This window comes from Corynebacterium suedekumii, from assembly GCF_030252185.1.
Taxonomy (GTDB): Bacteria; Actinomycetota; Actinomycetes; order Mycobacteriales; family Mycobacteriaceae; genus Corynebacterium; species Corynebacterium suedekumii.
Genome location: NZ_CP126970.1, coordinates 230,654 through 254,550, shown reverse-complemented (window position 1 = coordinate 254,550; position 23,897 = coordinate 230,654). Strand labels below are relative to the sequence as shown.

The following is a 23,897-nucleotide window of genomic DNA, read 5'->3' as shown; positions in this document are numbered from 1 at the left end:
TGGGAGGTCGGCCCGCAGGCCCTGCGGGGAGGTCGGCAGCCGACGACAATGGGGGCCAGAACTGTCGACCCCGCGAAGGAGCACACCCGACATGGCACACGAGCGCGCCGGCCAGCTGGCACGACCCGAGGACCTCATCGACATCGCCGAGGTGGTCACCGCGTACTACACGCGCACCCCGGACGTGGAGAACCCCGACCAGCAGGTCTCCTTCGGCACCTCCGGCCACCGGGGGTCCTCCCTGGACACCGCCTTCAACGAGGCGCACATCCTGGCCACCACCCAGGCGATCGTGGACTTCCGCCGGGCCAACGGCATCGGCGGCCCCGTGTTCATCGGCCGTGACACCCACGCCCTCTCCGAACCGGCGATGGTCTCCGCCCTCGAGGTGCTCATCGCCAACGACGTCGCCGTGCTCGTCGACGACCGCGGGCGCTACACCCCGACCCCCGCCGTCTCCCACGCCATCCTCGCCCACAACGCGGGCCTGGCCGGCGGCGTGACCGGCACCGACCCGAAGCGGGCCGACGGCATCGTCATCACCCCCTCCCACAACCCGCCCCGCGACGGCGGCTTCAAGTACAACCCGCCTTCCGGTGGCCCCGCCGACACCGACGCCACCGACTGGATCGCCGAGCGTGCCAACGGCTACCTGCGCACCAACCTGGAGAACATCCCCCGCACCCCGGTCAGCGGGGTCCTTGACGAGCGGGCCGGCACGTACAACTACCTGGACACCTACGTCGCCGACCTGCCCAACGTCGTGGACATCAAGGCCATCCGCAACTCCGGGCTCTCCATCGGCGCCGACCCCATGGGCGGTGCCGCCGTGGACTACTGGGGCGCCATCGCCGAGGCCCACGGACTCAACCTCACCGTGGTCAACCCGCAAGTCGACGCCACCTGGCGATTCATGACCCTGGACACCGACGGCAAGATCCGCATGGACTGCTCCTCCCCGAACTCCATGGCCTCCCTGGTGCACAACCGCGACAAGTACGACATCGCCACCGGCAACGACGCCGACGCGGACCGCCACGGCATCGTCACCCCCGACGCCGGGCTGATGAACCCCAACCACTACCTCGCCGTGGCCATCGAGTACCTCTTCGCCCACCGACCCAACTGGGCCGCCGAGACCGCCGTGGGTAAGACCCTGGTGTCCTCCTCCATGATCGACCGGGTCGTCGCCGAACTCGGCCGGACCCTCGTCGAGGTGCCCGTCGGCTTCAAGTGGTTCGTCCCCGGCCTCATCGACGGCACCATCGGCTTCGGTGGCGAGGAATCCGCCGGGGCCTCCTTCCTCCGCCATGACGGCACCGTGTGGTCCACCGACAAGGACGGCCTCATCCTCGACCTCCTCGCCTCGGAGATCACCGCCGTCACCGGCAAGACCCCCTCCCAGCGCTACGCCGAGCTCGCCGACACCTACGGTGCCCCCGCCTACGCGCGCACCGACGCCGAGGCCAACCGCGAGCAGAAGGCTGTGCTGAAGAAGCTGTCCCCGGAGCAGGTCACCGCCACCGAGCTGGCCGGTGAGACCATCACCGCCAAGCTCACCGAGGCACCCGGCAACGGTGCCCCCATCGGCGGCCTCAAGGTCACCACCGAGAGCGCCTGGTTCGCGGCCCGCCCCTCCGGCACCGAGGACAAGTACAAGATCTACGCCGAGTCCTTCCGCGGCGAAGAGCATCTGCGCCAGGTCCAGGCGGAGGCGCAGGCACTGGTCAGTGAGGTTCTCGGACAGTAGCGTGGCGGTCAGCTGGCAGCCGCCTGTGAGACGGGCGGTGTGGGAGATTTCATCTACCGCCCCGTCCACGGCGTCGACTAAGGTCTGTTGGCGTGTCCACTATTGAACAGACCGGTACTGAACAGACCGGCTCGACGGCCGCCTCCGCGCTGCCCGCTGAGGCCGCACCCTCCGCGGGGAGCGGGGCGGGCGACGGATTCTGGTCCCGGCCCACCACCCGGCGGGTCCTCGACATCATCAGCGCCATCGCCCGCTTCTACATGGCCTACATCTGGATCAGCGCCGGCGTGGCCAAGCTCAACGACCACATGGCGGTCACCCAGACCATCGCCGCCTACGAGATCTTCACGCCCCAGTGGGCCGACTACCTGGCCCGCCTCATCGGCCCCCTGGAGATCGCGGGCGGTGTCCTGCTCCTGCTGGGTATCTTCCTCCGCGGATCCAGCAAGGTCGCGGCCGTGGTCCTCGTCCTGTTCATGATCGGCATCGCCCAGGCCTGGGCCCGCGGCCTGGCCATCGACTGCGGCTGCTTCAACGTCGATGTCAACCTCGACGAGCAGGCGATGGACTACCTCAAGACCATCCTGCGCGACGTCGGCTACCTCGCCCTGACAATCTGGACCATCAAGCGGCCGTTCAAGAAGTTCGCGCTGTACCCCTGACGGTACGATTCACCCGGAACCACCCCGAGACGCACAACCCCACACGGAGAGAAGGAACATGAGCAAGTCCACGAAGGTCAGCAACCCGAACGCCAAGGGAGGAAGCGGTTTCCTCTGGGCGATCCTCGCGGTCGTCGTCATCGCCGCCGTGGTGATCGGCTACATCGTCATCTCCGGCCAGGGCAAGAAGACCGAGCACCTCGCGGAGCGCGAGTACGTCAACGTCGGCTTCGAGGGTGACTACAGCGACAACGCCATGACCCTGCGGGCCGAGAACGCCGGCGCGGATGCCGAGGTCGTGGACCTCTACGAGGACTACTCCTGCCCCTACTGCTCCACCCTCGCCCTGGAGACCGACGAGCAGATGAAGAACGCCGTCGAGGCCGGAGACCTCGTGGTCAACATCCGAACCCTCAACTTCCTCGACCGTGGCAACACCGACGGCCACTCCACCAAGGCGGCCGCCGCCATCGCCGCCGTCGCCGAGTCCGGCGACACCGACCTGTACTGGAACTACCGTTCCGCCCTCATGGAGGAGCAGGAGGACATCTTCAACAAGTGGAGCAACGAGGACTTCGCTGACGCCGCCCAGGCGATCGGTGCCGGCGACGACGTCGTCGAGGCCATCCGCAGCGGCGCGCACCAGGAGGACGCCGTCGCCATGACCACCGCCAATGCCGAGAAGCTGCAGGCGGAGACCGGTGAGGTCTCCTCGCCGCGGGTCGTCCAGGACGGCCAGGACGTCCAGGTCGACGACATCAACCAGTGGATCGACGCGGTCCTGCAGTCCTAGACCCGTCACCCGTGTGAGGAGGGGGTCACCGCCGCCGCGGTGAGCCCCTCTTTTCCGTTCCTACCTGTGGATTTGGTCGGCCGATCACGGGCCGTGTACATTTACATGAGTTAACACCAAGGGGCTATGGCGCAGCTGGTAGCGCACCACACTGGCAGTGTGGGGGTCAGGGGTTCGAGTCCCCTTAGCTCCACTGTCTCCCGCGAGGGGGACCGGAGAGAAAAATGAATACGGGGCTATGGCGCAGCTGGTAGCGCACCACACTGGCAGTGTGGGGGTCAGGGGTTCGAGTCCCCTTAGCTCCACTGAACGGGCAACCGGTCATCATCGCACACCGCGGTGGTGGCCGGTTTTCCCGTTGCCCGGTGCGGGGCAGGGTGGGGGAGGTATAAAGGGCGTATGGCCTACATTGATGACGTCTTCACCGAGCTGACCACCGAGCAGTCCCTCGCCTACCTCAACGACGTGCAGCCGGGGCGCATCGTCGTCCGCCGCAGCGATGAGCTGGACATCTTCCCCGTCAACTTCGTCGTGGATGACGGGGCGATCTTCTTCCGCACCGCGGAGGGGTCGAAGCTGTTCACCATCAACCTCAACCACGACGTCCTCTTCGAGGCGGACGGTGTCGTCGACGGCACCGCCTGGTCTGTCGTGGTGCGCGGTACCGCCCGGGTGCTCACCGAGTCCGCCGAGATCTCCCACGCGGACACCCTCGACCTCAAGCCGTGGGCGCCGACTCTGAAGTACAACTGGGTGAAGGTGAGCCCGGATGAGATCTCCGGTCGGCAGTTCACCATCGCCGAGGAGCCGGACCGGTACTGACGGTGTTCACCAAACGCCCCCGTGAGCCCCGCTCCGCCGAGGCGGAGGCGGCCGGTCTGCGGTGGTTGCGGGAGGCCTCCGACCACGTGGTGGAGGTCGTCGCCGTGGATGACCACAGCGTGACGACGTCGCGGGTGATCACCACCGCACCCACCCGCCAGGCCGCGCGCATCGCCGGCCGGGAACTGGCGTGCATCCACCTCGCCGGGGCACCGGCCTTCGGCTCACCGCCACCGGGGTGGGACGGGCCGAACTACATCGGCACCCAGCCCCAGGAGTGCACCCCGACGGACCACTGGGGGCGGTTCTACACCCGCCAGCGGGTCCTGCCCTTCGCCCGCCAGGCCCAGGAGGCGGGAAATCTCGACGTCGACGGGCTGCGCCACGTCGAACGGGCCTGCGCCGCCATCGAGGAGGCGACCTGGGATGTCGAGCCCGCCCGCATCCACGGTGATCTGTGGTCGGGCAACCTGTTGTTCGGTGAGGACGGCCCGGCCTTCATCGACCCGGCCGCCCACGGTGGGCACCCGGAGACCGATCTGGGCATGCTCGCCCTGTTCGGTGCCCCGTACCTCGACGACATCTTCGCCGGCTACGGGGAGATCCGGCACCTGGCGCGGGACTTCCGGGAATGGATCCCGATGCACCAGCTCCACCCGTTGGCCGTGCACACGCTCACGCACGGCCCGGGCTACGCCCGCCCGCTGGTCACCGCGGCGCTGGCCTCCTGTGAGCGGCTGGGTGTGACCCAACTGCGCCACCAGGTCTCGGCCGGGCCCGGCGGGAGGTGGCGCTTGTGCTGGCCCACCCGCCACAGGTGCTCGATGCGCTCGCGTGCGGCGTCCGGGACGTCGCGGCCCTCGAGGTAGTCGTCGATGTGCCGGTAGGTCACGCCGAGGGCCTCCTCGTCGGGCAGTGCCGGGCGGTCGTCCTCCAGGTCGGCCGTGGGCACCTTGGTCCACGTGGATTCCGGAGCCTCGAGGTACTCGAGGATCAACGCGCCCTGCCGTTTGTTCAGGCCGGCCAGCGGCAGGAGGTCCGCGGCGCCGTCGCCGAACTTGGTGAAGAAGGCGGTGACGTTCTCCGCCGCGTGGTCCGTACCGATCACCAGGGCCCCCTTCTCCCCGGCGATGGCGTACTGGGCGATCATGCGCTGGCGGGCCTTGACGTTGCCCTCGTTGAAGTCGCCGAGCTCGGGCTGGCCGAGGGCGTCGGCCACCGCGTCCGATATCCCGGCGGTGGCGGGGGCGATGTCGACCGTCAGGCGGTGGTCGGGGTTGATGAAGTCGAGGGCGATCTGGGCGTCGTCCTCGTCCGACTGGACGCCGTGGGGCAGGCGCACCGCCCAGAACTCGGCGTCGCCGCCACGGGAGCGGACCTGCTCGACCGCCAGCTGGGCGAGGCGGCCGCCGAGGGTGGAGTCCTGGCCGCCGGAGATGCCGAGGACGAATCCGCGGGCACCGCTGTTCCGGAGGTAGTCGGCCAGAAAGGTGACACGATTGTGGACCTCTTCTGCTGGATCGATCAAGGGCTTCACATGCAGGGCGGAGATGATCTCGCGCTGCAGGGCATCCGGGTTCGCAGACATGACAGTCATCGTAGTGCGGTGGAACAATCCTGGTTTGTGAAACAGACTGACACCACCCGCCGGTACGTGCGGATCGTCGCGGCCGTCGCCGCGCTCGGCGGACTCCTCTTCGGTTATGACACCGGAGTGATGTCCGGCGCCCTCCTCTTCATCAGCCCCGAGTTCGACATGGGCCCGACGGAGGAGGGGTGGGTGACCTCCATGCTGCTCGTCGGCGCCGCCGTCGGCGCCCTCACCGGTGGCCAGATCGCCGACCGGCTCGGGCGGCGCATGACACTCATCATCGGTGGCCTCATCTTCGTCCTCGGTTCCCTGTGGTGCGCCGTGGCCCTGACCGTCCTCATGCTCGGCGCGGCCCGCACCTTCCTCGGCGTCGCCGTCGGCGCGGTGAGCATCGTCGTGCCCATGTACATCTCCGAGAAGGTGCCCGGGGACGTGCGGGGCAAGATGGTCTCGCTCAACACCTTCATGATCGTCGTCGGCCAGCTCCTCGCCTACCTGGTCAACTCCGCACTCGCGCCGACCGGCAACTGGCACCTCATGCTCGGCATGGCGGCCGTTCCGGGCGCCATCCTCGTCGTGGGCATGTGGTTCCTCGCCGACACCCCCGTCTGGTACGCCCGCCGCGGGCGGCTGGACAAGGCCCGGGAGACCGCGGCGCGGGCGGGGATGACGCTCGCGGAGCTGGACATCGAGGACCGGGTGGGGGACGGGGCGTCGATAAGCAGGCGCAGTGAGTGGCAGGCGCTGAAGGCGCACCGTTGGCTGCGGATCACCGTGCTGGTGGCGATGTGCATCGGCATCACGCAGCAGATCACCGGCGTCAACGCCATCGTGTACTTCGCGCCCACGATGATGAACCAGGTGGGCATCTCCACCGAGAACTCGGTGTACACCGCCATTGTCATCGGCGTGGTCAGCGTCATCGCCTGCTGGGTGGGGCTGCAGATCGTCGACCGCGTCGGCCGCCGTCGCCTCCTGCTCATCGGCCTGACCGGCAACGTCATCTCCCTGATCGCCCTGGCCGTCGCCTACCGCTTCGCTGACGGCAACACCGCGGTGGCCATGCTCTCCCTCGCCCTCATGGCCCTGTTCATCGCCTTCCAGCAGGCCGCCGTGTCGCCGACGACGTGGCTGCTCATCTCCGAGCTCGTGCCGGTGAAGATCCGCGGCCTGGGCATGGGCATCGCCGGCCTGGCGCTGTGGGTGGCCAACTGGGCCGTCGCACAGTTCTTCCTCCCGCTCGTCGCGCTGCTGTCCGGGTCCGGGACGTTCGTCATGTTCGCCGTCCTCGGCATCGTCGCGCTCGGCTTCGTCCGCACCTTCATCCCGGAGACCACCGGCCGCAGTCTCGAGGAGGTCGGCCGGGAACTCAAGGAACGATTCGACCGCTGACACCCGGGTTTTGGTGGATCGCCGGATCGTCGGGTAACATATCCCCTCGTGTCATGGCTGGTGGACTCGCCGAGTCAATCGGCGGGGGATCCCCGGTCACTGCAGGAAAATTAGTCGCATTCCGATATCGCGCATACAGAAAGGAGCGCCCGATGAAGGTCCGCAAGTCGCTTCGGTCGCTGAAGAATAAGCCGGGCGCCCAGGTTGTGCGTCGTCGTGGCAAGGTCTATGTGATCAACAAGAAGGAGCCGCGCTTCAAGGCCCGCCAGGGTTAAGTCGCGTGTGAGCTTCAGGTGGCAGCCGTCCACTCCCTCGTGGGGTGGGCGGCTGTCGTCGTTGGCGGGCACTGCCCCGGGCGGGCGAGACGCGTGAACGTGGGGGAGGGGCCGGGGTGGTACCGTGCCCAGCATTCCGGCCGAAGATAACAATTGCATAACGCGCCGGGCTGCGAACTGCACAAATCCCACGGTTGTTGTTTCACGGTTGTGGTCCCGCCCCCGAGCCGGGTCAACATGTGGGCCTCCGGGGTGGTGTGTCCTGGGAGTTTCATCGATGTAACTACTATATGTGGTGCTAGTTGCGGGTTTCCACCACAAAGTATAGTGTCGTTTCATGTCGCCGCCGAATGGCAGCGGATCCGGAGAAGAACCCAGAGAAGAACGCGGATCACCCGACTTTTAGACGTCATTCGTTGAGAAAGAGGACCACTCCCCATGGCTATCACCCTCTACACCAAGCCCGCCTGCGTCCAGTGCAAGGCCACCAAGAAGGCCCTGGACCGAGCCGGCCTGGATTACGACACCGTCGACATCAGCCTCGACGATGAGGCCCGCGACTACGTCCTCGCCCTGGGCTACCTCCAGGCCCCGGTCGTCGAGGCCAACGGTGAGCACTGGTCGGGTTTCCGCCCGGAGCGCATCAACAACCTCACCGCCGTGGTGGCCTAGTCCACCTCCGGCACCTGCCGGCCGGCCCGACCGGGAGTGTCGGGGCCGACCCACCGCCGCCCACGAATCTGGGCGGTTTTGCTTTATCCCCGGACAGTCCCCCGTAGCTGCCCCACCAGAGACCACCTGAGATTGGACGTGAGTCGTCGTGCTCGTCGTGTATTTCTCCTCCGTCACGGAGAACACGCGCCGTTTCGTCGAGAAGCTGGACCTGCCGAACGTGCGGATCCCGCTGCACAAGGCTGACGAACCGCTCATCGTCGACGAGCCCTACGTGCTGGTGTGCCCGACATACGGGGAGGGGCGTCGATCAGCGGTGAGAACTCCCGCCCGGTGCCCGTCCAGGTCATCCGCTTCCTCAACAACGAACACAACCGCGGTCTCATTCGCGCGGTGGTGGCCGGGGGCAACACCAACTTCGGCACGGACTACGGTCTGGCCGGCGAGGTGATCTCGAAGAAGTGCAAGGTCCCCTACGTCTACCGCTTCGAACTCATGGGCACGCCGGAGGACGTGGGTATCCTGCGGGAGGGGCTGCTCACCAACGCCGAGCAGCTCGGCCTGCGGCCACTTCCGGCCACCGCCGGCACCGCGCACTAGAACAGCATTCTCCTTAAAAAAACCGATGACACGTTGTCACTACTGAAAGGTCCTCTCACGTTGACCACCTCGATCACCCCCCTGGGTAAGTCCGTTGCCGAGCCGGTCAAGGCCGCTGACCAGCTGGATTACCACGCCCTCAACGCCCTGCTCAACCTGTATGACGATGCGGGCCGGATCCAGTTCGACAAGGACCGTGAGGCGGCCAACCAGTTCTTCCTCCAGCACGTCAACCAGAACACCGTGTACTTCCACGACCTGGAGGAGAAGCTCAAGTACCTCATCGACAACAACTACTACGAGCCTGAGGTGCTGGCACTCTACGACTTCGAGTTCGTGAAGACGCTGTTCAAGCGCGCCTACGCCTTCAAGTTCCGGTTCCAGACCTTCCTGGGCGCCTACAAGTACTACACCTCCTACACGCTGAAGACCTTCGACGGTCGCCGCTACCTCGAGCGTTTCGAGGACCGGGTGTCCATGACCGCCCTCTTCCTCGCCAACGGGGACCGCTCCCTGGCGGAGAACCTCGTCGACGAGATCATGTCCGGGCGTTTCCAGCCGGCCACCCCGACCTTCCTCAACGCCGGCAAGGCCCAGCGCGGCGAGCTGGTGTCCTGCTTCCTGCTGCGTATCGAGGACAACATGGAGTCCATCGGCCGCGCCATCAACTCCGCCCTGCAGCTGTCCAAGCGCGGCGGCGGCGTCGCCCTGCTGCTGAGCAACCTGCGTGAGTCGGGCGCGCCGATCAAGCACATCGAGAACCAGTCCTCCGGTGTCATCCCCGTGATGAAGCTGCTCGAGGACTCGTTCTCCTACGCCAACCAGCTCGGTGCCCGCCAGGGTGCCGGTGCGGTGTACCTCAACGCCCACCACCCGGACATCATGTCCTTCCTGGACACCAAGCGGGAGAACGCGGACGAGAAGATCCGCATCAAGACTCTCTCCCTCGGTGTGGTCATCCCGGACATCACCTTCGAGCTGGCCAAGCGCAACGACGACATGTACATGTTCTCCCCGTACGACGTCGAGCGCGTCTACGGCAAGCCCTTCGGCGACATCTCCGTGTCCGAGCACTACCACGAGATGGTGGAGGATCCGCGGATCCGCAAGACCAAGATGTCCGCCCGCCACTTCTTCCAGACGCTGGCGGAGATCCAGTTCGAGTCCGGATACCCGTACATCATGTTCGAGGACACGGTCAACGCCGCGAACCCCATCGAGGGCCGGATCAACATGTCCAATCTGTGCTCCGAGATCCTGCAGGTCAACACCCCGTCGGTGTACAACGAGGACCTCACCTACGAGCACATCGGTGAGGACATCTCCTGCAACCTCGGTTCCCTCAACATCGCCATGGCGATGGATTCCCCGGACTTCGCCTCCACCGTCGAGACCGCCATCCGCGGCCTCACCGCCGTGGCCGAGTCCACCTCCATCGACTCGGTCCCGTCCATCCGGGAGGGCAACGACGCCGCCCACGCCATCGGCCTGGGCCAGATGAACCTGCACGGCTACCTCGGCCGCGAGCACATCTACTACGGCTCGGAGGAGGGCCTGGACTTCACCAACGCCTACTTCGCGGCGGTGCTCTACCAGGCGCTGCGCGCGTCGAACCGGATCGCCCGTGAGCGCGGCGAGAAGTTCTCCGGTTTCGAGACCTCTGCCTACGCCGACGGCACCTACTTCGACGGCTTCGACCCGGCGGAGTTCGCACCGGTCACCGACAAGGTCAAGGCGCTTTTCGACGCCTCGACGGTCACCGTCCCCACCGCCGAGCACTGGGCACAGCTCAAGGCCGACGTCATGGAGCACGGCCTGTACAACCGCAACCTGCAGGCCGTCCCGCCGACCGGGTCGATCTCCTACATCAACAACTCCACCTCGTCGATCCACCCGATCGCCTCCAAGATCGAGATCCGCAAGGAGGGCAAGATCGGCCGCGTCTACTACCCGGCGCCGCACATGGACAACGAGAACCTGGAGTACTTCCAGGACGCGTACGAGATCGGCCACGAGAAGATCATCGACACCTACGCGGCCGCCACGAAGTACGTCGACCAGGGCCTGTCCCTCACGCTGTTCTTCAAGGACACCGCCACCACCCGCGACATCAACCGCGCCCAGATCTACGCGTGGCGCAAGGGCATCAAGACCCTGTACTACATCCGCCTGCGCCAGGTCGCCCTCGAGGGCACCGAGGTCGAGGGCTGCGTCAGCTGCATGCTCTAGGCGGATATGACGAAGACCTCCGGTACCGGTACCGGAGGTCTTCTGTCGTGCGTGGAAGGTGTCAGATGAGGGAGAGCTTCACCTCGGTGAGCAGGGCCCGGGACTGGGCCTCGGCAGCGTCCTCGTCACCGTCGGCGATGGCCCGGGCCAGATTCGTGTGGGCGGCCAGGGCCTCGGCGGCCGGCTCCTCCGGCTGCATCCCGTAGCGGGTGCGACCGTGGAGGACGCTGAGCATCGTCGGGGTCAGGGCCGCGAACATCTCATTGCCCGACGCCTCCATGAGCAGGGTGTGGAAACGGGTGTCCGCGTCGAGGAACTCCTGGGACGCGCCCTGGCCGGACGTGCCCAGTTCGGTGAGCGTGCGCGCCAGGGCGACGAGGTCCTCGCGCTGCTGCGGGTTCGCGGCGCGCGCGGCGCTGCGGGCGGCCTGCGGCTCGATCCCGATGCGCAGTTCATTGAGGGTGCGTAGCTGGGCGCTGCGCTCCGGCTCAGACTCCAGCCGCCAGTTGATCACCGCCTGGTCGAACACCGCCCACGCCGACCGCGGGCGGACCGTGATGCCCACGCGACGGGAGGAGGAGACCAGCCCCAGCTGCTCCAGTGCCCGCATGGCCTCGCGGGCGACGGTGCGGGAGATCTCGAACCGGTCGCTGAGGTCGTGGAGGGTAAAGGTCTTGCCCTCCGGGAGCTTACCGGTGATGATGTCCCGGCCGAGTTCGTTGAGGACCCGGTCGAGCAGGGGGGCCGCGGGGGAGCGGGGGGTGTCTGACATCGCGAGTCGCGTCCTTAGGTGTCGAAGTTGTGCTTCATCAATACTAAACCGTAGTTCACCTGCGGTGCGGTCACGGTCGGGGCTGGGGGACGGTGGGGTGTCGATTAGCGGTAGAGTGGGGCGCGTTGCGGCCCGCAGGAAGACACCTGCCGCGGCCACTGCCCCTAAGTTTCCGAGAAGTTGAGGTACCACGCATGTCCGACGCGCCGGAGAATCACGAGTACGACCCCTACATCAACGACCACCAGGGCCCGGTGGTCGCCATCAACTGGAATGAGATTCCGGATGAGAAGGACGCGGAGGTGTGGGACCGGCTCACCGGTAACTTCTGGCTGCCGGAGAAGATCCCGGTGTCCAACGACCTGAAGACGTGGGCCACGCTCAACGAGATGGAGAAGCAGGCCACCATGCGGGTGTTCACCGGCCTGACCCTGCTGGACACCATCCAGGGCACCGTCGGCGCGATGTCGATGATGCCGGACGCCAACACCCCGCACGAGGAGGCGGTGCTCACCAACATCGCGTTCATGGAGTCCGTGCACGCGAAGAGCTACTCCAACATCTTCATGACGCTGGCGTCCACCCCCATGATCAACGACGCGTTCCGCTGGTCCGAGGAGAACGAGCACCTGCAGCGCAAGGCGAAGATCATCCTCTCCTACTACGAGGGCGATGACCCGCTCAAGCGCAAGGTCGCCTCCACGATCTTGGAGTCCTTCCTCTTCTACTCAGGCTTCTACCTGCCGATGTACTGGTCCTCGCACGCCAAGCTGACCAACACCGCCGACATCATCCGCCTGATCATCCGCGACGAGGCCGTCCACGGCTACTACATCGGCTACAAGTACCAGCAGGGCGTGGCCAAGGAGTCCCCGGAGCGTCAGGCCCAGCTCAAGGAGTACACCTTCGACCTGCTCTACGATCTCTACGAGAACGAGGAGCAGTACACCGAGGACCTCTACGATCCGCTCGGCTGGACCGAGGACGTCAAGCGCTTCCTGCGCTACAACGCCAACAAGGCGCTGAACAACCTCGGCTACGAGGGGCTGTTCCCGGTCGACGAGACCCGCGTCTCCCCGGCCATCCTCTCCGCCCTGAGCCCCAACGCGGACGAGAACCACGACTTCTTCTCCGGCTCCGGTTCCTCCTACGTCATCGGCAAGGCCGAGGACACCACGGACGACGACTGGGACTTCTAGTCCGCTTCCGGTCCCACACCCGCCGCCTTCCCGCCTATCGACGTCCCCCGGGGTGCCGTTCCGGGAGGCGGCGGAGGTGATTCCGGGGATGCCACGGCGCATCATCCGAAAGGTTGACATCTACCGGGGGTGGGTGACAGTTCCCGGGGTGGGTGAAGAATGTAAATGTCCCAGTTCGCAACTGTGGTGCCCGTCACCTGCGAGCGGCAATTCGGGGGGAATCCCCGCAAACCCGTGAAGATTCGCCGGTAACCATGTGTTTTGTGTGAGCGACGGGGTTAGAATGAACCACGTCTCCAGTCTCGACGGGCTGGAATAATTTATTACGACTCCTCTATAGTGAGGTCGAAGTAAACACTGGGCAGGCCGTGTGTCGCGGTCTGCCTCGTTACCAGGAGGAACTATGACCGCTGTGGCACCTCGGGTGGACGACTACGTCCAGCCCGAACGTCCCGAGCCCTATGGCCACGCCCGCAAGGGCTCGAAGGCCTGGGACATGCTCACCACCACCGACCACAAGCAGCTGGGCATCATGTACATCATCATGTGCTTCGGCTTCTTCTTCCTTGGTGGCCTGATGGCACTGCTGATCCGCGCCGAGCTGTTCACGCCGGGCATGCAGTTCCTGTCCAACGAGCAGTTCAACCAGCTGTTCACCATGCACGGCACCGTGATGCTGCTGCTCTTCGGCACCCCGATCGTCTGGGGCTTCGCCAACTACGTCCTGCCGCTGCAGATCGGCGCCCCGGACGTGGCCTTCCCGCGCCTCAACGCCTTCGGCTTCTGGATCACCACCGTCGGTGGCGTGGCCATGCTCGCCGGTTTCCTCACCCCGGGTGGTGCCGCCGACTTCGGCTGGACCATGTACTCCCCGCTGTCGGACTCCGTCCACACCCCGGGTGTCGGTGCTGACCTGTGGATCGTCGGCGTCGGCGCAACCGGTGTCGGTACCGTCGCGTCCGCCATCAACATGCTCACCACCATCCTCACGATGCGTGCCCCGGGCATGACCATGTTCCGTCTCCCGATCTTCACCTGGAACATCTTCGTCACCTCCGTCATCGCCCTGATGATCTTCCCGCTGCTGCTGGCCGCCGCCCTCGGCGTCCTCTACGACCGCAAGCTCGGCGCCCACATCTACGACACCGGCAACGGTGGCGCCATCCTGTGGCAGCACCTGTTCTGGTTCTTCGGCCACCCCGAGGTCTACGTCCTCGCGCTGCCGTTCTTCGGCGTCATCTCCGAGGTCATCCCGGTGTTCTCCCGGAAGCCGATGTTCGGCTACATCGGCCTGGTCTTCGCCACCCTCTCCATCGGTGCGCTGTCCATGGCCGTGTGGGCACACCACATGTTTGTCACCGGTGCCGTCCTGCTGCCGTTCTTCTCCTTCATGACGTTCCTCATCTCGGTTCCGACCGGCGTGAAGTTCTTCAACTGGGTGGGCACCATGTGGAAGGGCCACATCACCTGGGAGACCCCGATGATCTGGGCCGTCGGCTTCATGGCCACCTTCCTCTTCGGTGGTCTGACGGGCATCATGCTGGCCGCGCCTCCGCTGGACTTCCAGCTGGCCGACTCCTACTTCCTGGTCGCGCACTTCCACTACACGCTCTTCGGCACCGTGGTGTTCGCCTCCTTCGCCGGCGTGTACTTCTGGTTCCCGAAGATGACCGGCCGCATGCTCGACGAGCGCCTGGGCAAGATCCACTTCTGGCTCACCTTCATCGGCTTCCACGGCACCTTCCTGGTCCAGCACTGGCTGGGCAACATGGGTATGCCGCGCCGCTACGCCGACTACCTCGACTCCGACGGCTTCACCACTCTCAACCAGGTGTCCACCGTGTTCTCCTTCCTGCTCGGTGCCTCCGTCATCCCGTTCGTCTGGAACGTCTTCCGCTCCTGGCGCTACGGCGAGGTCGTCACCGTCGACGATCCGTGGGGCTACGGCAACTCCCTCGAGTGGGCGACCTCCTGCCCGCCGCCGCGCCACAACTTCGTGTCCCTGCCGCGTATCCGCTCCGAGCGCCCCGCGTTCGAGCTGCACTACCCGCACATGGTCGAGCGCATGCGCCGTGAGGCCCACACCGGCCACCATGACGAGCGGGCGGAGAAGACCCAGTCCCCGGACCCGGTCGACGTCCGCGGCTAACAGCACACTGACACACGTGCACAGATCCTCCGTCTGACCCCAACCCCCGGTAGCGCCCAGCGCCTACCGGGGGTTGGCGCGTACCAGCCCCCTCCCCATGAAAGAATGACTCCCGTGGCCGTACATGATGCAACCTCCTCCCCGACGAACCCCGAGCACCTCCAGGTCGCCCTTCAACCGGGCCTGCAGCCCGTCGTGGTCACCCTCACCGGGCGCGACCGGCCGGGCGTGACCGCCGCATTCTTCCGCGTGCTCTCCGCCCACGGCGTCCAGCTTCTCGACGTCGAGCAGTCCCAGTTCCGCGGCTACCTCTCGCTCGCCGCCTACGTCGGCGTCGAGGCCGACCGCCTCGAGCGCATGCGGGAGGGCCTGACCGACACCCTCAAGGGCCACGGCCAGACCGTCACCGTCGAACGCGTCGAGGGGGTCCCGCAATCCCGCTCGCGTTCCACCCACGTCATCGTGGTGCTCGGCGCCCCCGTCAACGCCAACGACGTCTCCGCCATCGGCCAGACCCTGGCCAACTACGGGGCCAACATCGACCGCATCCGCGGCATCGCCGACTACCCCATCACCGGCCTCGAACTGGCCGTCACCGTCGCCGACGCTGAACCGGGCGGCGGCAAGCCGCTGCGGAAGGCACTGGCGGCACTGACCACCGAGCTCGGCGTGGACATCGCCATCGAACGTGCCGGCCTGCTGCGTCGTTCCAAGCGTCTGGTGTGCTTCGACTGCGACTCCACCCTCATCACCGGCGAGGTCATCGAGATGCTCGCCGCCCACGCCGGTAAGGAGGCAGAGGTCGCCGAGGTCACCGAACGGGCCATGCGCGGCGAACTCGACTTCGAGGAGTCCCTGCGAGAGCGGGTGGCCGCGCTCGCCGGTCTCGACGCCTCCGTCATCGACGCCGTCGCCGCCGACATCGAGCTCACCCCCGGCGCCCGGACCACCATCCGCACCCTGCGCAAGATGGGCTACCGCACCGCCGTCGTCTCCGGCGGCTTCATCCAGGTCCTCGAGGACCTCGCCGACGACCTGGAACTCGACTACGTCCGCGCCAACACCCTCGAGATCGTCGACGGCAAGCTCACCGGCCGGGTCATCGGGCAGGTCGTCGACCGTGCCGCCAAGGCCGAGTTCCTCCGTGAATTCGCCGAGGACTCCGGCCTGCAGATGTACCAGACCGTCGCTGTCGGTGACGGTGCCAACGACATCGACATGCTCTCCGCCGCCGGACTCGGCATCGCCTTCAACGCCAAGCCGGCACTCCGCGAAGTCGCCGACACCTCCGTCAACCATCCCTTCCTCGACGAGGTGCTTCACATCCTTGGCATCCCGCGCAGCGAGATCGACGATTCGGACCTCGAGGACGGCACCTTCCACCGCGTCCCCCTCACTCCGGCCGCGACCACCGGCGCCGTCAGCCTGTGACGGACATCCTCGCCGCCGCCCACGCCCTCCTGGCTGAGCGCGTCAGCTCCGACCGGCACTCCCGGACCGAGGACCCCGACCGACCCGAGACCGTCCAGGCGATGCAAATCGCGCTGGAGGTCCCCAAGGCGTCCCCGCCCCGCCGGACCGACCTGCTCGAGGCATCCGCCCGGGCCGTCGTGGCCGTGTGCCTCGACGGTCGGGCCGTCACCGACGACGCCTGGCGGGCCGGGCTCGAAGGCTGGTACGACCACCTCATCCGGAAAGTCGCCCGCCGTGCCCGCAACAAGGCGTGGGACGACGTCCAGACCGTTCCCGGTGTCACCGTCGAGGTCCGCGGCGCCCGCGCCCGCGCCTTCATCCCCGGCCCCGTCTCCGACGTCCCGCCCCTGGTGCGCAAACTCCAGATCTCCGGCACCGAACTTCCCCAGGACGAACCGGGAGCCGTCGACCCCGACCTACCCGCGATCCTCATCGACCGCGGCCTGGACATGTCCACCGGCAAGGCCGCCGCCCAGGTCGGCCACGCCAGCATGCTGCTCGCCGCCCGCCAACCCCTGGACTGGGTCCGCGACTGGGCGGCCCGGGACTTCGCCCTCACCGTCCGTGAGGTCGACGCCGACACCTTCGCCCGGCACGCCGCCCACCCGACAGCCGTCCACGTCCGCGACGCCGGCTACACCGAGGTGACCCCCGATTCCCTCACCGTCTTCGCGATCCCGGGCCGCGACCTCCACTGACGCGCGTGCCTCAACCGGCGGCACACCCGGATCCGTGAAATACTATTGCGGTCCAAATAACGACCGGAACAAGGGAGGGACCATGTCCCAGCCATACAATCCTTACGATCCCGAATCGGGACAGGGAACCAACCCCGGCAACGGCGACCAGTACGGCCAGCCGCAGCAGTCGGTCCAGCCGGGCCAGCCCTACGGCGACCAGTACGGCCAGCCGCAGCAGCCGGGCCAGCCCTACGGCGACCAGTACGGCCAGCAGGGTTTCGCGCAGCAGGGCGGTTACGCCGGGTACGCCGGCCAGCAGAACCAGCCGCTGCCCGGTGACCAGATCGACGCCGTGGACAGCTTCTCGCAGGGAGCGAAGGCACTGTTCAGCAACTTCCTGCCGTGGGTGCTGTCGCTGCTGGTCTTTATCGCGGTCATCGTTGTCCTCATGGTTCTGATGGTCGTCCCGGTGGCGGTGACCGCGAGCGCCAACCCGGACGGATCACCGGCCGTGAACACGGTGACGGTGCTGGTCATGATCCTCGCCTACGGTGTCATGATCATCGGCAGCTTCCTGTGGGCGTTGAACATGTACCGCAACGCGGTACGGCAGGTCCGCGGCGAGACGGTGACCTTCATGGACTTCTTCCGGTTCAGGGGACTGCTGCCGGCGCTGGGCATGTACATCCTCATGTCCATCATCATCGGCATCGGCCTGATCCTGCTGGTCATCCCCGGCCTGGTCGCGGCGTTCTTCCTCTCCTACGCGCTTTTCCTCATCTTCGCCCGCCCGGAGCTCGGGGTGATGGGGGCGTTCAAGGAGTCGGTGGAGATCGCCAAGCGGAACCCCGGCCCGACCATCCTGCTCATCATCTTCGCTTTCCTGCTCAATGCGGCGGGAAGCCTGGTGGTCATCGGCGTGCTCGTCACGACGCCGCTCGCGGCCTGCATGATGGCACACGCCGCTCTCAAGGGTTCCGGCGAGCAGGTGCGCCGCTGGGCCTGACCTAGCTGCTCTGGACGAGTCTTTTCAACGCCCCACGGACCACCGTGGGGTCAGTGGTCTCCCAGAACCCCGGCATCGAGGCACGGAGGAACGAGCCGTAGCGCTTGGTCACCAGTCGGTTGTCCAGGACGGCGACCACGCCCCGGTCGGTGACCGACCGCAGGAGTCGGCCGGCCCCCTGCGCCAGCAGCAGTGCGGCGTGGGTGGCGGCGACCTCCATGAAACCGTTACGCCCCTCGGCGGTCGCCGCCTCCTTGCGGGCCTGCAACAGCGGATCATCCGGGCGCGGGAACGGGACCCGGTCAATGAGCACGAGCGAACATGCGGGACCGGGCACGTCGACGCCCTGCCACAGCGTGAGGGTGCCGAAGAGGCAGGCATTCTCGTTCCTGGCGAACCTGTCCACCAGCGCGCCCGTGGTGTCCTCCCCCTGGACCAGCACGTCGAAGGGGAGACGCTTCTTCATCTCCTCTGCGGCCTGTTCCGCGGCCCGGCGGGAGGAGAACAGCCCGAGAGTGCGACCCCCGGCGGCCATGATGAGGTCATGGATCTCGCCGAGGGTCTCCGGGGACAGCCCGTCCCGGCCCGGGTCGGGCAGGTGGCGGGCGGTGTAGAGGATGCCGGACTTCGCCGGATCGAAGGGGGTGCCGGCGTCGAGGGAGTCCCACGTCCCCTTGGGCAGGCCCCAGGCGGCAGCCATGGCGTCGAAACGCCCACCGATGGTCAGCGTCGCGGAGGTGAGCACGACCGTCTGTTCGCCGAAGAGACGCTCGTGCAGCAGGCCGGCCACTGACAGGGGCGCGACGGTGAGGACGTTACCGCGGCGCTCATCGCGGTCCAGCCACACGACGTCGCGCTGGGCCGCCGGGTCATCCTCGTCGAAGACCTCGAGGATGCGCACGATCGCGTCGTGGAGTTCCATGAGGTGATTGGAGAGGTTCTGCCGCTCGGCGAACTTCTCCGGATCGTTCGAGGCCTCACCCTCCGGCGAGCGGTGGATGGCCTCCCTCAAGGACCACAGTCCGTCGCGCAGACCGTTGAGGGGGCCGCGGGCGACGTCGTCGATGGTGGTCCACCGCCCCGGTTCGAGCAGCTCGGCGACGGAGATCCAGTCGTCGGTGAGGTCCTCGAGTTTGGTGTCGCGTCCCTCCGCGTCGAGCTTGCCAGCGCGCTTGGCCGCCAGCTTGAGGGTGGCGGCGGACAGTTCGTTGGTGGCCACCGAGGTGATGCGGCCGTCGAGTTCGTGGGCCTCGTCAATGATGACCACGTCATGCTCGGGGAGAATGTCGATGTCGGAGAGAGCGTCGATGGCCAGCAATGCATGATTGGTCACCACGATGTCGACATCATGCGCCTTGCGACGTGCGATCTCGGCGAAGCACTCCTCGCCGTGCGGGCAGCGGGTCGCACCGAGACACTCGCGGGCGGTCACCGACACCTGCCGCCAGGCGCGGTCGGGGACACCGGGCTCGAGATTGTCACGGTCGCCGGTCTCCGTCTCCTGCGACCACTCGTGAACCCGGGCGATGTGGCGGCCCAGCCAGGAGACGTCGGCTTCGTCGAGAAGCGCGTCCTCCGGCTCCTCCACCGTACCCACCCGGTTGAGACATACGTAGTTGGATCGGCCCTTCATGATGGCGAACGTCGGGCGACGTTCCATCACCTTCTCCAGGGCGTCGGCCAGGCGCGGCAGATCCCGGTCGACGAGCTGGCGCTGCAGGGCGATCGTCGCCGTGGAGACGATGATGGAGGTGTCCGTCGCCTGCGCGTGCCGGATCGCGGGCACCAGATACGCCAGGGACTTGCCGGTACCCGTGCCGGCCTGCACCGCGAGATGCCGCTCGGATTCCAGTGCCCGGGTAACGGCCTGCGCCATCTGCACCTGCCCCTGCCGGCGGGTGCCGCCCAGGGCGGCCACGGCGGTGTCGAGAAGCTCCTCGGTGGATGATGACAGGGGCTGATCAGACACGGGGGCCTTCCTGGGTCGGGGACGTCCCCGGAATCCTACTCCACCACCCGGCCCCGTCCCCCGGGGGCAGGGAACACTCCCCACCGGTGAAGGTTTGCCGGGCAGGGGGTGAAACCGCAGGTTATTCTGCTGGACATGAACAACGAGCACCATGACGAGTGGGATCGTCCGACCGCCGGCTGGGGGCAGACCGGCCAGTGGGACTCGCAGTGGGAGACCTCCGCGGCGGCCCCGGCGCAGGAACGGCGCGGGAAGGGGCGGAAGGCCGGCATCATCGTCGGCGCGATCGCCCTCGTCGCCGGTGCCGGCGTGGCCGGGGCAATGATCCTGCAGGGCGTCCTCGACGGTGGCAGCGGCACTGATTCCGCTGAACCGGTCGTGGTGTACTCCACGGAGGTGGTCACAGCGGAAGAGGATTCCCCGGCTGGTGCGACGGGGACCACCGGTGCCGCAGCGCGGGTTGCCGAACCTGCCGCGGATGTCTGTGATCCGGACGTCGTGCTCGCGGATCTCGGGGTGGCGCAATGGGACGTGGTGGACGGTTGTGACGGTGAGTGGGCGATGGCCGGAGCGAAGAACTCAGATGATCTGGGTGTCGTCCGTTATACCAACGGCCGGTGGGCAGGCTATGACCACTGCGCGGACGGCAGAGACATTGTTCCTGAAGCGCTGCAACGGTTCCTGCACACCTGCGACACCCGTGGAACTGGCCCGGTGGGCCCCTCCCGGTCCAGCGGCGGCCACTCCGTCCCCTCCGCCCGCGGCCCGATCCAGGCGTCGAGCCCGGCGTGCGACGGGCGCGGCATCCTCATCGTCAGCTCCGTTGTCGAGCAGCCCGGAGTGAGCACCGAACAGCAGCTCACGGACGCCCTCAACGCCGTCCCGGGCACGGAGTACACGCTGCCGGGCCAGTGCTCCTCCCTGCGCGCCAGCCTCGAGGGCGCTGCGGTTTACCCCGTGTACATCGACTACGGGTCGGACCGCCAGGCCCTGTGCGCCGGGAAGGCGCGCTACGGCGGAAACGCCCGCACCCTCAACACGGTCGGGGATTTCCACGATCCGTGCTGAGCGCGCGGGCGCTGACACCGGTGAGCAGGATCAGGCCAGCTCGGTGCCGCCGGCGTCGAAGTCGGAGTCCTCCGCGCCGGGCATCATCGGCGCCTCGGACTCGGTGGTGACATCCTCGAACTGGTCGTAGACGCCGTCGCCGTCCGTGTCGGTGGCGTACGTGTCGCCGATGCCGTCGAGGTCGGTGTCGATGAGTGCCTCGTTGGAGATACCGTCGCCGTCGGTGTCGAAGTGCTCCTGGTCGAGCTGCCCGTCACCGTCGGTGTCGAGCAGGATCTGGTCCGCGATTCCGTCCCCGTCGGAGTCGTAGTGGATGTCATTGACGACGCCGTCCCCATCCGTGTCGAACATCGCCAGATCCGTCACCCCGTCCCCGTCGGTGTCCGCCTGCATGATGTCCAGCTGGCCGTCACCGTCGGTGTCGTGGATGATGGCGTCACCGAAACCGTCTCCGTCGAGATCCACCTCGGTGCCGTCCGTGGGAATCTCCGGGGCCGCGTGCGGCCCGTCGGTGGGGGACCCAGCCGGCGGGGTGGGCGGAGTGTCCGCCACCGGGGCGGTGGAGCCGGTCGAGCTGTCAAACGTGTCATCACCCTGGAAGGTCCGGTCAGCGACGCCGTCACCGTCGGTGTCCAGGCTGATCGACTCCATGCGGCCGTCATTGTCCTGGTCGATGAAGGAGCCGTCGGCGCGGCCGTCACCGTCGGTGTCGATGCGGAACTCGTCGAGGGTCCCGTCGCCGTCGAGGTCGCGGCCGTCGACGATGTCGGCGGAGGCGGTGTTGCCCTGGTTGTCCGTGACGGTCAGCCGGCCGTCGACGTCCTGGTAGTTCTGCGGGTTCGTCATGATGGGGTTCCTGTCTGGTCGGTGTGTGCTCGGTCGACGGTGAAATGCGGGTGGCGGGTGAAAAGTTCCCGGGGTGTTCCACATCACGGTACGGGTGTGTTCGACTGCGCCGACGACAACAGCACCACCGCAGGTCGCGGTGGTGCTGTCGTGGTGTGGGGTGGTGTCCGGGTCTGTTAGACCAGCTCGCCGCCGTCCACGTCGTCGGCGCCCGGCATCATCGGTGCCTCGTTCTCGGTGTAGATGTCCTCCTGGGCGTCGTAGGTGTGATCGCCGTCGGTGTCGGTGATGCGGGTGTCACCGATGCCGTCGAAGTCGGTGTCGATGATCGCCTCGTCCGTGAAGCCGTCACCGTCGGTGTCGCGGTGCTCCTGGTCGACCTGGCCGTCCTCGTTGGTGTCCAGGAAGATCTGGTCGACGATACCGTCACCGTCGGTGTCCACGTGGACCTCCTCGGCAATGCCGTCACCGTCGGTGTCGACGATGAGGGTGTCGGTGACGTTGTCGCCGTCGGTGTCGACGAGCATCGCGTCGGTCTCTCCGTCGCCATCCTGATCGAAGACGATCGCGTCACCGAACCCGTCGCCGTCGAGATCGACCTCGGTGCCTTGGGAACCGTCGAGGGTGACGCTCGACGGTGCGGAAGCCGGGGTACCCTCGCCGGCGTCAGCGGCCGGAGCGGCAGTTGCGGCAGGGGCGGCGGCCGGCTCAGCGGCCGGAGCCTCGGCGGGGGCGTCCTCGGTCGGTGCCGGGTCCGGGGTGGAGGCGGATTCCTGGCCACCGAAGGCGCGGTCGGAGAGGTTCTGCTGCTCTGCGGTGAGCTGGCCGTCGCCGTCGACGGTGTCGCGGGCGCCGTCCTTGTCCAGGTCGAGGTGGCGGGTGTCGTAGGTGCCGTCGCCGTCGGTGTCGAAGACGGCGGCGTCGATGTCGCCGTCGCCGTCGTTGTCGCGGATCATGGCGTCGTTGACGCCGTCGCCGTCGGTGTCGATTTCGCGGTACTTGCCCGGGTCGAGGTCCAGGTTCGGCTCGCCACCGGCGGCGGCACCCGGCGTTGCCTCAGGCGCGGGAGCTGCTTCAGGCGCGGGAGCTGCTTCAGGGGCAGCGTCCGGGGCCTCAGCCTCGGGAGCCTCGGGGGCCGGAGCAGCAGCTTCAGCCGGAGCAGCCTCGGCCTCAGGGGCCGGAGCGGCGGCGGCACCAGCCCCGGCAGCTGCCGCGCCCGCACCAGCTGCACCGGCCGCACCGGCACCAGCACCGGCGCCACCGCCGAAGACCTCGTCGGAGATCTGCTGCTGGGTGGCGTTGAGCTGGCCGGCGCCGTCGGTGGAGTCGAGGGAGCCGTCACCGTCGTGGTCGTAGTGGCGGGTGTCGGCCTTGCCGTCACCGTCGGTGTCGAAGGTGACCGCGTCGGCCACGCCGTCGCCGTCGAAGTCGCGGATGACGGTGTCGTGGGTGCCGTCACCGTCGGTGTCGATGCTCACGCTGTTGATCACGCCGTCGTGGTCGGTGTCCAGGACGGTGGTGTCCATGAGGCCGTCGTTGTTGATGTCGTGGTGCTCGGCGTCGATGATGCCGTCGCCGTTGCGGTCCTCGAGGATGGTGTTGGTGACCCGGTCGCCGTCGGTGTCGAGCTCGATCTTCTCGGCCTTGCCGTCGCCGTCGCGGTCGATGAAGCGGCCGTCGGCGGTGCCGTCGCCGTCGGCGTCGAACTCGAAGGTGTCGAAGGTGCCGTCGTTGTCGGAGTCCTGGGCGCCGACGATGTCGGCCTCCACCTTGACGGTGCCGTCGGCGTTCTGGATGGTGAAGGTGCTGTCGGTCTTGGGGTCAGCGGCTGCCCCGGTGACGTCATTGTTGGCGGGGTTGGTGTTCGGGTTGGTGTTCTCGCCGGACATGTCATCATTCCTTTCGGGTGGCCCGTCTCACGGGGCGGAGCGGTTGGTGTCAGTATGTGT

General features: G+C 67.1%; 19 protein-coding genes, 2 tRNA genes and 2 pseudogenes. 18 read left to right on the top strand and 5 right to left on the bottom strand.

All coding sequences use genetic code 11. The features are described from left to right. The first annotated feature begins 91 nt into the window (after positions 1–91). From pgm to QP029_RS01215, 7 genes and pseudogenes are all read left to right on the top strand, one after another. Complete coding sequence (pgm, locus tag QP029_RS01245) at positions 92–1,750, top strand: phosphoglucomutase (alpha-D-glucose-1,6-bisphosphate-dependent) (protein ID WP_284875105.1); 1,659 nt, start codon at positions 92–94, stop codon at positions 1,748–1,750. Between the two features lie 260 nt (positions 1,751–2,010). Then, a complete protein-coding gene (locus QP029_RS01240) occupies positions 2,011–2,412 on the top strand; it encodes a DoxX family protein (protein ID WP_284876113.1) in 402 nt (133 codons plus the stop codon). Positions 2,413–2,470: 58 nt separating this feature from the next. After that, the gene (locus QP029_RS01235; RefSeq protein ID WP_284875104.1) at positions 2,471–3,205 is read left to right on the top strand and encodes a DsbA family protein; all 735 of its coding nucleotides are present in this window, start codon (positions 2,471–2,473) and stop codon (positions 3,203–3,205) included. Positions 3,206–3,325: 120 nt separating this feature from the next. Then, positions 3,326–3,398: transfer RNA gene (locus QP029_RS01230), tRNA-Ala, on the top strand. Between the two features lie 39 nt (positions 3,399–3,437). Then, a tRNA-Ala gene (locus QP029_RS01225) sits at positions 3,438–3,510 on the top strand. Positions 3,511–3,604: 94 nt separating this feature from the next. Beyond that, positions 3,605–4,027 carry a pyridoxamine 5'-phosphate oxidase family protein gene (locus tag QP029_RS01220; RefSeq protein ID WP_284875103.1) on the top strand — a complete coding sequence of 141 codons (423 nt, stop codon included), beginning with the start codon at positions 3,605–3,607 and terminating at the stop codon, positions 4,025–4,027. A 2-nt stretch (positions 4,028–4,029) separates the two neighbouring features. Beyond that, positions 4,030–4,668 (top strand): annotated as a pseudogene (locus tag QP029_RS01215) (fructosamine kinase family protein); the annotation flags it as partial. Positions 4,669–4,718: 50 nt separating this feature from the next. On the opposite strand, the gene nadE reads toward QP029_RS01215, so the two are convergent. Further along, a complete protein-coding gene (gene nadE, locus QP029_RS01210; protein WP_284875102.1) occupies positions 4,719–5,624 on the bottom strand; it encodes an NAD(+) synthase in 906 nt (301 codons plus the stop codon). Between the two features lie 27 nt (positions 5,625–5,651). On the opposite strand from nadE, the gene QP029_RS01205 reads away from it, so the two are divergent. The 5 genes and pseudogenes from QP029_RS01205 to nrdE all read left to right on the top strand — a co-directional run bounded on the left by QP029_RS01205 (position 5,652) and on the right by nrdE (position 10,786). Then, positions 5,652–7,010, top strand: a complete 1,359-nt coding sequence (locus QP029_RS01205; protein ID WP_284875101.1) for a sugar porter family MFS transporter — start codon at positions 5,652–5,654, stop codon at positions 7,008–7,010. A 152-nt stretch (positions 7,011–7,162) separates the two neighbouring features. Next, complete coding sequence (gene ykgO / locus QP029_RS01200) at positions 7,163–7,285, top strand: type B 50S ribosomal protein L36 (RefSeq protein ID WP_005511141.1); 123 nt, start codon at positions 7,163–7,165, stop codon at positions 7,283–7,285. A 438-nt stretch (positions 7,286–7,723) separates the two neighbouring features. Next, positions 7,724–7,957 carry a glutaredoxin-like protein NrdH gene (gene nrdH / locus QP029_RS01195; protein ID WP_284875100.1) on the top strand — a complete coding sequence of 78 codons (234 nt, stop codon included), beginning with the start codon at positions 7,724–7,726 and terminating at the stop codon, positions 7,955–7,957. A 148-nt stretch (positions 7,958–8,105) separates the two neighbouring features. Continuing rightward, a pseudogene (gene nrdI, locus QP029_RS01190) lies at positions 8,106–8,557 on the top strand (class Ib ribonucleoside-diphosphate reductase assembly flavoprotein NrdI). Between the two features lie 81 nt (positions 8,558–8,638). Then, positions 8,639–10,786 (top strand): class 1b ribonucleoside-diphosphate reductase subunit alpha, encoded by a 2,148-nt coding sequence (gene nrdE / locus QP029_RS01185; RefSeq protein ID WP_284876112.1) that lies wholly within the window; start codon positions 8,639–8,641, stop codon positions 10,784–10,786. A 61-nt stretch (positions 10,787–10,847) separates the two neighbouring features. Here nrdE and QP029_RS01180 read toward each other — a convergent pair whose 3' ends face one another. Next, on the bottom strand, positions 10,848–11,558 hold the full coding sequence (locus QP029_RS01180) for a FadR/GntR family transcriptional regulator (RefSeq protein ID WP_284875099.1): 711 nt from the start codon (positions 11,556–11,558) through the stop codon (positions 10,848–10,850). A 194-nt stretch (positions 11,559–11,752) separates the two neighbouring features. On the opposite strand from QP029_RS01180, the gene nrdF reads away from it, so the two are divergent. The 5 genes from nrdF (at position 11,753) to QP029_RS01155 (ending at position 18,065) form a co-directional block, all read left to right on the top strand. After that, on the top strand, positions 11,753–12,757 hold the full coding sequence (nrdF, locus tag QP029_RS01175; RefSeq protein WP_284875098.1) for a class 1b ribonucleoside-diphosphate reductase subunit beta: 1,005 nt from the start codon (positions 11,753–11,755) through the stop codon (positions 12,755–12,757). A gap of 403 nt (positions 12,758–13,160) precedes the next feature. After that, positions 13,161–14,906, top strand: coding sequence for an aa3-type cytochrome oxidase subunit I (gene ctaD, locus QP029_RS01170; RefSeq protein WP_284875097.1), 1,746 nt, complete (start codon positions 13,161–13,163; stop codon positions 14,904–14,906). A 105-nt stretch (positions 14,907–15,011) separates the two neighbouring features. Continuing rightward, entirely contained in the window at positions 15,012–16,337 is a 1,326-nt protein-coding gene (gene serB / locus QP029_RS01165) for a phosphoserine phosphatase SerB (RefSeq protein ID WP_284875096.1), read from the top strand. Beyond that, entirely contained in the window at positions 16,334–17,077 is a 744-nt protein-coding gene (locus QP029_RS01160) for a peptidyl-tRNA hydrolase (protein ID WP_284875095.1), read from the top strand. The genes serB and QP029_RS01160 overlap by 4 nt, the downstream gene beginning before the upstream one ends. Before the next feature lie 82 nt (positions 17,078–17,159). After that, positions 17,160–18,065, top strand: a complete 906-nt coding sequence (locus QP029_RS01155; protein ID WP_284875094.1) for a hypothetical protein — start codon at positions 17,160–17,162, stop codon at positions 18,063–18,065. Position 18,066: 1 nt separating this feature from the next. Here the strand turns inward: QP029_RS01155 and QP029_RS01150 are convergent, their stop codons facing one another. Next, positions 18,067–20,034 carry an ATP-dependent DNA helicase gene (locus tag QP029_RS01150; protein ID WP_284875093.1) on the bottom strand — a complete coding sequence of 656 codons (1,968 nt, stop codon included), beginning with the start codon at positions 20,032–20,034 and terminating at the stop codon, positions 18,067–18,069. Positions 20,035–20,169: 135 nt separating this feature from the next. On the opposite strand from QP029_RS01150, the gene QP029_RS01145 reads away from it, so the two are divergent. Continuing rightward, positions 20,170–21,102, top strand: coding sequence for a hypothetical protein (locus tag QP029_RS01145; RefSeq protein ID WP_284875092.1), 933 nt, complete (start codon positions 20,170–20,172; stop codon positions 21,100–21,102). Positions 21,103–21,132: 30 nt separating this feature from the next. On the opposite strand, the gene QP029_RS01140 is transcribed toward QP029_RS01145, so the two are convergent. Then, positions 21,133–21,948, bottom strand: coding sequence for a hypothetical protein (locus QP029_RS01140; RefSeq protein WP_284875091.1), 816 nt, complete (start codon positions 21,946–21,948; stop codon positions 21,133–21,135). 176 nt (positions 21,949–22,124) lie between these two features. Then, complete coding sequence (locus QP029_RS01135) at positions 22,125–23,837, bottom strand: hypothetical protein (RefSeq protein ID WP_284875090.1); 1,713 nt, start codon at positions 23,835–23,837, stop codon at positions 22,125–22,127. Between the last annotated feature and the right edge of the window lie 60 nt (positions 23,838–23,897).

Bases quoted from the DNA above. Each gene is read 5' to 3' on its own strand.
- pgm (WP_284875105.1), top strand. From the start codon at position 92: ATGGCACACGAGCGCGCCGGCCAGCTGGCACGACCCGAGGACCTCATC.
- QP029_RS01240 (WP_284876113.1), top strand. From the start codon at position 2,011: ATGGCCTACATCTGGATCAGCGCCGGCGTGGCCAAGCTCAACGACCAC.
- QP029_RS01235 (WP_284875104.1), top strand. From the start codon at position 2,471: ATGAGCAAGTCCACGAAGGTCAGCAACCCGAACGCCAAGGGAGGAAGC.
- QP029_RS01220 (WP_284875103.1), top strand. From the start codon at position 3,605: ATGGCCTACATTGATGACGTCTTCACCGAGCTGACCACCGAGCAGTCC.
- nadE (WP_284875102.1), bottom strand. From the start codon at position 5,624: ATGACTGTCATGTCTGCGAACCCGGATGCCCTGCAGCGCGAGATCATC.
- ykgO (WP_005511141.1), top strand. From the start codon at position 7,163: ATGAAGGTCCGCAAGTCGCTTCGGTCGCTGAAGAATAAGCCGGGCGCC.
- nrdH (WP_284875100.1), top strand. From the start codon at position 7,724: ATGGCTATCACCCTCTACACCAAGCCCGCCTGCGTCCAGTGCAAGGCC.
- QP029_RS01180 (WP_284875099.1), bottom strand. From the start codon at position 11,558: ATGTCAGACACCCCCCGCTCCCCCGCGGCCCCCCTGCTCGACCGGGTC.
- nrdF (WP_284875098.1), top strand. From the start codon at position 11,753: ATGTCCGACGCGCCGGAGAATCACGAGTACGACCCCTACATCAACGAC.
- ctaD (WP_284875097.1), top strand. From the start codon at position 13,161: ATGACCGCTGTGGCACCTCGGGTGGACGACTACGTCCAGCCCGAACGT.
- serB (WP_284875096.1), top strand. From the start codon at position 15,012: ATGACTCCCGTGGCCGTACATGATGCAACCTCCTCCCCGACGAACCCC.
- QP029_RS01155 (WP_284875094.1), top strand. From the start codon at position 17,160: ATGTCCCAGCCATACAATCCTTACGATCCCGAATCGGGACAGGGAACC.
- QP029_RS01145 (WP_284875092.1), top strand. From the start codon at position 20,170: ATGAACAACGAGCACCATGACGAGTGGGATCGTCCGACCGCCGGCTGG.
- QP029_RS01140 (WP_284875091.1), bottom strand. From the start codon at position 21,948: ATGACGAACCCGCAGAACTACCAGGACGTCGACGGCCGGCTGACCGTC.
- QP029_RS01135 (WP_284875090.1), bottom strand. From the start codon at position 23,837: ATGTCCGGCGAGAACACCAACCCGAACACCAACCCCGCCAACAATGAC.